Origin of the sequence: Dyella sp. (genome assembly GCF_035508675.1) — a bacterium.
Lineage (GTDB): Bacteria > Pseudomonadota > Gammaproteobacteria > Xanthomonadales > Rhodanobacteraceae > Dyella_B.
On record NZ_DATJMN010000328.1, the window covers coordinates 1 to 6,783 of the forward strand.

Below are 6,783 nucleotides of genomic sequence, written 5' to 3' on the forward strand. Positions count from 1 at the left end.
GAAATGCCGGGCTGCTCGCTGTGCATGGGTAACCAGGCACAGGTGCGCGAAGGCGCGACGGTCATGTCGACTTCGACCCGTAACTTCCCGAACCGCTTGGGCAAGAACACGAACGTCTACCTCGGTTCGGCAGAACTGGCAGCGATCTGCTCGCGCCTCGGCAAGATCCCGACCAAAGCCGAGTACATGGCCGACATCGGCGTGATCAACGCCAATGGCGAGAAGATCTATCGCTACATGAACTTCGACCAGATCGCCGATTTCAAGGAAGTGGCCGATACCATCGACGCGTAAGCGCGCCAGAAGCATGACCATGACTAGTAAGCCCGGCCAAGTGCCGGGCTTCGTCGTTTATGCTTGACTGAAACGCATGCGAGGGAAGGGATGATTTCCAGCCACTTATCGGCCGTGTCATTGCGGGACCTGATCCTGGTGCAGGCCGTGCATCGCCACGGCAGCTTCAACAGCGCGGCGCGGGCCATGCATATCAGCGCGTCGGGTCTGTCGCATCAGGTGCAGAAAGTGGAGCAGGCGCTGGGTGCGCCGCTATTCGAACGCGGTGGACGGCGTGTCGTGCCTACGGCCGGCGGGCAGCGGTTGCTGGAACAGATCGACGCCGTGCTATTGGCTGCCGAGCACCTGCAGCAAGCGGCGCGCGCGGGCGATACCGCGTTCGGCGGAGAGCTGCGTCTAGGCGTGCTGGCCACGTTGGGGCCGTATCTGCTGCCGCATCTGATCGAGCCGTTTCCTCAACACTTTCCGGGCGCGCGACTCAGTTTGTCGGAGGGCAAACCGCGCGGCTTGCTGCGTCGCCTGCACGAAGGCGAACTCGATGCCGTGCTGGCGCCGCCCGCATCATCGCTCAGCGGCATCGTGATGTGTCCGCTGTTCTTCGAGCCATGGGAAGTGTTGTTGCGCGCCGATCATCCGCTGGCCGGCAAGCGCACGGTTTCGATGGATCAGCTGGATGCCAGCCAGGCCATCCTGATGGCGGAGAGCCATGCCGATGGCGAAGGCTACGTGCAGGACGTGAGCCTGGAAAGCCTGGCCGCGTTGGTGACGCTGCGCGGCGGGCATGCATTGGTGCCCGCGCTTGCCCACGATCGGCTGGCTTCGATGCCGGACATCGCGCTGGCGAAGATCAAAGGTGAGGCGCCGGGCCGGGAGATTGCGCTGTATTGGCGCGAAGCCTCGCCCTGGCACAGTGACTTGCAATCCTTCGCCGAATTGCTGAGAAAGCTGGCAAGACAGCGCCCAGGCCTGCGCCTCATCGAAGCCTCGTAGGCTGGCGGTGAGCACGGCGAACCCCAACATTGCCGTGCCGAAAGCGCCGCCGGGTTCGCCCGAACCTACAAGGTAGTGCCGGTGAGCAGCCCGCGCGCCAGCATGGTGCATTGCCGCCGATGCAGCAGCAATTGGTACTGACGTCCGCCAATCTGCCGCCACAATACCGCCGAACGCACCGCCGCGAGCAAGCTCGAACGCACGCGCTCGACCAGCGCAGGCTGCTGCAGCCATTGCGGATTGCCCGTCACCATCACGCGCGGCCTGAGCGTAGACAGCGTGCTGGCATACAACTCGGCCAGCCGGGTGAAGACCTGCGGTGAATTCAGGCCGAAATGATCCGCCTGTCGCTTGGTGGAAAGCAGGCCCTGCTGCAGGTGATCGAGCAGATCCTTGCGATGCGCAAGGCTTCGTTCGAGGCGCATGATGGTGACCACCATGCGCGTGATCGCCATGTCGCGGCCGTTCTCATCCAACTGCCCGATCAGTGTGCGCAGCCCCAGGCGGATGCCCGAGACGTTGCCGTACACGCCGACCACCGACGGCGCATCGATGCGGAACACGCTGGCTAGGCTGGCGTCGAGGGCAAGGTCGTCGCAGCGCCCTTCGTTGGCCAGCTGATGCGCCAGGGCGGAGGCCTGGAACAGGCCAGCCAGGGCCAGCACACGTTCCTCGTTGATGGCAAAAGCTTCAAACACGCTGCGGGATTTCCTCTGCAGTTTCATGAGCCAGGCCGCCGTAGGCTGCGTCGGTGGCGCTGATCACCGCGCCACCCAGGCATGCCTCGCCGGCATAGAACACCACCGACTGGCCGGGTGTGACGGCGCGTTGCGGCTCGTCGAACCGCACCTCCAGCCGCCCATTGTGCACGGATACCACGCAAGCTTGATCGTGCTGTCGGTAACGGGTCTTGGCCGTGCAACGGAATGCCTGCGCCGGCGGCGCACCAGCCACCCAGGTGGGTGTTTCGGCGGTGAGCCGGCGGGACTGTAGCCACTCGTTCTCGCCGCCCTGGGCCACATAGAGCAGGTTCCGGGCGACGTCCTTGCCGACCACGTACCAGGGCTCGCCGCCGGCATTTTGACGCCCGCCGATGCCAAGACCGTTACGCTGGCCCAGGGTGTAATACATCACGCCCTGGTGTTCGCCGATCAGGCGCCCGTCCGGGCTGCGCATCTCGCCGGGGCGGGCAGGGATGTATTGCGTCAGAAACTGACGGAAATCGCGCTCTCCGATAAAGCAGATGCCGGTGGAGTCCTTCTTGGCGTGGGTAGGCAGGCTTGCTGCGCGCGCCATCTCGCGCACCCGCGATTTTTCAATCTCGCCTACCGGGAACAGGGTGGCGGCCAGTTGGTCCTGCCCCAGGGCGTGCAGAAAGTAGGTCTGGTCCTTGCCGGCGTCTACCGCGCGCAGCAGGCGGTAGGCGCCGTCCTGGCAATCCACCCGCGCGTAATGGCCGGTCGCAATTTTTTCCGCCCCCAGCGCGCGTGCCTCGTCCAGGAAGGTCTTGAACTTGATTTCGCGGTTGCAGAGTACGTCCGGATTGGGCGTGCGCCCGGCGCGGTATTCGGCCAGGAAGTGCTCGAATACGCCGTCCCAGTATTCGGCGGCGAAATTGCGGGCGTGGAACGGGATGCCCAGGCGGCCGCAGACGGCCACGGCGTCCTTGCGGTCCGCGTCGGCAGTGCAGGGGCCGTTGCGGTCGTCCTCTTCCCAGTTCTGCATGAACAGGCCTTCCACTTCGTAGCCGGCCTGTTGCAGCAGCAGTGCGGCGACCGAGGAGTCCACGCCGCCGGAAATGCCCAGCATCACTTTCATGACGCCGTGCTGCCTGGCATCAGGCTGGCCACGACAGACAGTGGCATCCGCTGCCCAGCCAGCCAATCATCGATGCTCATCAGCACCATCGGACTGCGCAGGCGCTCGCCCAGGGCGGCGATCTCCCCACGCGTCAGCCATAGCGCGCGACGAACGCCCGTATCGAGCGGTTGCTGAGGATCGTGCGTTAACGGTCTGGCCGCAAAGGTGAAGCGTACGATCACGTCGCCGTGCTCTGTGCTGCGCCATTGGTGCACACCGACGAAATGCGTCAACGCTACGGTCCAGCCGGTTTCTTCGCGCGTTTCGCGCACGGCAGCCTGCTGCAGGCCCTCCAAGTCATCCAGGTGCCCCGCCGGCTGGTTATAGGCGATGCGGCCATTGATCTCTTCTTCAACCATGAGATAGCGGTCGCCGTCGGTCACGACGCAAGCGACTGTCACATGTGGGCGCCATACATCTTGGCTGGAGTTGCCGGGTGTTGTCATCGTGGAGTCAAAAAACCGGGAAGCAGGCACTGGAAATGGCGTTATTGTGCCATTACCTCAAGGCGACCCGCCGGGTAGCAAAATAATCGGCAGGCGTATACTGCAACCGAACAGGCCCGAATCCACTTTATAAAGCATGGCGAACGAATCCGAACACGAACACGGCAGTGGGCATGGCCTCACCGTCGAAGTATCGAAACCCGAGGTGGCGCGTCCGCCTTTGTTTCAGGTTTTGCTGCTCAATGATGACTTCACGCCGATGGACTTCGTAGTCGAAGTGCTGCGGATGTTCTTTGGCATGGACCAGGAGAAGGCGGTGCAGATCATGTTGCACGTACACACCCGCGGTAAGGGCGTGTGCGGGGTGTTCACCCGCGAAGTGGCAGAAACCAAGGTCACCCAGGTGAACGAATATTCACGTGCCAACCAGCATCCTCTGTTATGCACGATGGAGAAGGTTTGAGGAACTGTTCAAGTTTTCGTCAAGGTGGCTCGCGCACTGAGATATTGAGCAGGCCCTTTTGGCCCCCATCTTGCATCTATCGCGGTGAAGCCGCCCAACATTAAGCAGTGGAGTAGGTCCGGATGTTCAGCAAGGATCTCGAAGTCACCATCGGCCAGTGCTACAAGCAGGCCCGCGAGCAACGCCACGAGTTCATGACCGTGGAACACCTGCTGCTCGCCCTTACGGAAAACCAGTCGGCGCTGGGTGCCTTGCGCGCCTGCGGTGCGGACCTTCCGCGACTGACCCATGAGCTGGAAAAGATCATCGCCGAGACCGTGCCGGTGCTGCCGCACGGTGACGAGCGCGATACGCAGCCCACGCTGGGATTCCAGCGCGTACTGCAGCGCGCGGTGTACCACGTGCAATCCTCCGGCCGTAAAGAGGTCACCGGCGCCAACGTGCTGGTGGCGATCTTCGGCGAAAAGGATTCGCATGCGGTGTATTTCCTGCATCAGCAGGAAATCACGCGCCTGGATGTGGTCAATTACATCTCGCACGGCATCGCCAAGATCGGCGACGAGCCCTCCAGCGCCATGCCTGGCGGGGAGCGCGATGCCGAGGAAGGCAGCGAGGGCAAGGGCAATCCGCTCAGCGAATACGCCTCCAACCTCAACGAGCTGGCGCTGGAAGGCAAGATTGATCCGCTGATCGGCCGCCAGGACGAGATCGAACGCACCATTCAGGTGCTATGCCGCCGCCGCAAGAACAACCCCCTTTACGTTGGTGAAGCCGGCGTGGGCAAGACTGCCCTGGCCGAAGGCCTGGCCAAGCGCATCGTCGACGGCGAAGTGCCGGAGGTGCTGGAAAACGCCACCATCTGGGCGTTGGACCTCGGTGCACTAGTGGCCGGTACCAAGTACCGCGGCGACTTCGAGAAGCGTCTGAAGGCGGTCATCGGCCAGCTGAAGAAGCAGCCGGGCGCGGTGCTGTTCATCGACGAGATTCACACCATCATCGGCGCCGGTTCCGCCTCGGGCGGCACCATGGATGCCAGCAACCTGATCAAGCCGATGCTGGCCTCGGGCGAACTGCGCTGTATCGGTTCCACCACCTTCCAGGAATTCCGCGGCATCTTCGAAAAAGATCGCGCACTTGCACGCCGCTTTCAGAAGATCGACGTGGTCGAACCGAGCGTGGCGGAAAGCCTGGAAATCCTCAAAGGGCTGAAGTCGCGCTTCGAGGAGCATCACAACGTTTCCTATACGGTGGAGGCACTCAAGGCCGCGGTGGACCTGTCGGTGAAGCACATTCCCGACCGCCTGTTGCCCGACAAGGCCATCGACGTGATCGACGAAGCCGGCGCACGCCAGCGCTTGCTGCCGGTCGACCAGCGCACCGGCAAGATCGACGTGCCGGAGGTGGAATACATCGTCGCCAAGATGGCGCGCATCCCGGCCAAGCAGGTGTCGGCGTCCGACCGTGACGTACTGAAGAACCTGGAACGCAACCTCAAGATGGTGGTGTTCGGGCAGGATCCGGCCATCGAAGCCTTGGCGGCCTCGATCAAGATGGCCCGCTCCGGCCTGGCCGATCCGTCCAAGCCGATCGGCTGCTTCCTGCTCGCGGGCCCCACCGGCGTGGGCAAGACGGAAGTCACCAAGCAGCTCGCCATGCAACTCGGTATCGAGATGATCCGTTTCGACATGTCCGAGTACATGGAAGCGCATTCGGTGTCGCGCCTGGTCGGCGCCCCTCCTGGCTATGTCGGTTTCGACCAGGGCGGCCTGCTGACCGAGGCGGTGACCAAGCATCCGCACGCCGTCCTGCTGCTGGACGAGATCGAGAAGGCGCATCCGGACGTGTTCAACATCCTGTTGCAGGTGATGGATCGCGGCGTGCTGACCGATACCAACGGCCGCGAAGCGAACTTCAAGAACGTGGTGGTGGTGATGACTACCAATGCCGGTGCCCAGCAGGCATCCCGCCGCAGCATCGGTTTCGTGAAGCAGAACCACTCGATGGACGCGATGGAAGTGATCCGCCGCACCTTCACCCCCGAGTTCCGCAATCGCCTGGACGCGATCATCCAGTTCACCCCGCTGGACTTCGACCACATTCTGCGCGTGGTCGACAAGTTCCTGATCGAGCTGGAATCGCAGCTCAGCGAGAAGCACGTATCGCTGGACGTGGATGCCGACGCCCGCCGCTGGCTGGCCGAGCATGGCTTCGATCCGCAGATGGGTGCCCGCCCGATGGCGCGTGTGATCCAGGAAAAGATCAAGCGCGTGCTGGCCGACGAGCTGCTGTTCGGCAAGCTGGCCGACGGCGGCAAGGTGAGCCTGAGCGTGAAGGACGGTGAGCTGGCGGTCAGCACGGAAGCCGCCGAGCCGGTACCGGCGACGATCTCCTGAGGGAGGTCGTTCGCAGCAACAAAAAAGCCGCGCCTGTGCAGCGCGGCTTTTTTTATGGCGACACCGCCGTGGTTACTTCATGCGGTAGGTAATGCGGCCCTTGGTGAGGTCGTAGGGCGTCATTTCCACCTTGACCTTGTCGCCGGTGAGAATGCGGATGTAATGCTTGCGCATGCGGCCGGAGATATGGGCAATCACGACGTGGCCGTTTTCCAGCTTTACTCGAAACATGGTGTTGGGCAGGGTCTCGATGACCGTACCATCCATTTCAATGACGTCGTCTTTGGCCATGCGTTCCGGGAGGTGTGCGCGGGCCACCATGGCCGCGTAAGCCATC

Annotated in this window: 8 protein-coding genes; 4 read left to right on the top strand and 4 right to left on the bottom strand. The window is 62.9% G+C overall.

Annotated features, from left to right (window positions below; genetic code table 11):
- Both VMA74_RS17415 and VMA74_RS17420 read left to right on the top strand, forming a co-directional pair.
- Positions 1–294: aconitase family protein (locus VMA74_RS17415; protein ID WP_325369256.1), on the top strand; the 294-nt coding region annotated here is incomplete at its 5' end.
- A 90-nt stretch (positions 295–384) separates the two neighbouring features.
- Positions 385–1,284 carry a LysR family transcriptional regulator gene (locus VMA74_RS17420; RefSeq protein ID WP_325369258.1) on the top strand — a complete coding sequence of 300 codons (900 nt, stop codon included), beginning with the start codon at positions 385–387 and terminating at the stop codon, positions 1,282–1,284.
- Between the two features lie 65 nt (positions 1,285–1,349).
- On the opposite strand, the gene hflD is transcribed toward VMA74_RS17420, so the two are convergent.
- The 3 genes from hflD to VMA74_RS17435 are packed head-to-tail and all read right to left on the bottom strand — an operon-like array spanning position 1,350 to position 3,590.
- Positions 1,350–1,964 (bottom strand): high frequency lysogenization protein HflD, encoded by a 615-nt coding sequence (hflD, locus tag VMA74_RS17425; protein ID WP_325369266.1) that lies wholly within the window; start codon positions 1,962–1,964, stop codon positions 1,350–1,352.
- A gap of 10 nt (positions 1,965–1,974) precedes the next feature.
- Positions 1,975–3,102, bottom strand: a complete 1,128-nt coding sequence (gene mnmA, locus VMA74_RS17430) for a tRNA 2-thiouridine(34) synthase MnmA (protein ID WP_325369260.1) — start codon at positions 3,100–3,102, stop codon at positions 1,975–1,977.
- A complete protein-coding gene (locus VMA74_RS17435; protein ID WP_325369262.1) occupies positions 3,099–3,590 on the bottom strand; it encodes an NUDIX hydrolase in 492 nt (163 codons plus the stop codon). The genes mnmA and VMA74_RS17435 overlap by 4 nt, the downstream gene beginning before the upstream one ends.
- Before the next feature lie 136 nt (positions 3,591–3,726).
- Here VMA74_RS17435 and clpS point away from each other — a divergent pair, with 136 nt between their 5' ends.
- Positions 3,727–4,053, top strand: coding sequence for an ATP-dependent Clp protease adapter ClpS (clpS, locus tag VMA74_RS17440; protein WP_188796280.1), 327 nt, complete (start codon positions 3,727–3,729; stop codon positions 4,051–4,053).
- Positions 4,054–4,175: 122 nt separating this feature from the next.
- Positions 4,176–6,446: an ATP-dependent Clp protease ATP-binding subunit ClpA gene (clpA, locus tag VMA74_RS17445; protein ID WP_325369264.1), complete on the top strand. Its 2,271-nt coding sequence runs from the start codon at positions 4,176–4,178 to the stop codon at positions 6,444–6,446.
- Between the two features lie 72 nt (positions 6,447–6,518).
- Here clpA and infA read toward each other — a convergent pair whose 3' ends face one another.
- A complete protein-coding gene (gene infA / locus VMA74_RS17450; protein ID WP_126686694.1) occupies positions 6,519–6,737 on the bottom strand; it encodes a translation initiation factor IF-1 in 219 nt (72 codons plus the stop codon).
- Between the last annotated feature and the right edge of the window lie 46 nt (positions 6,738–6,783).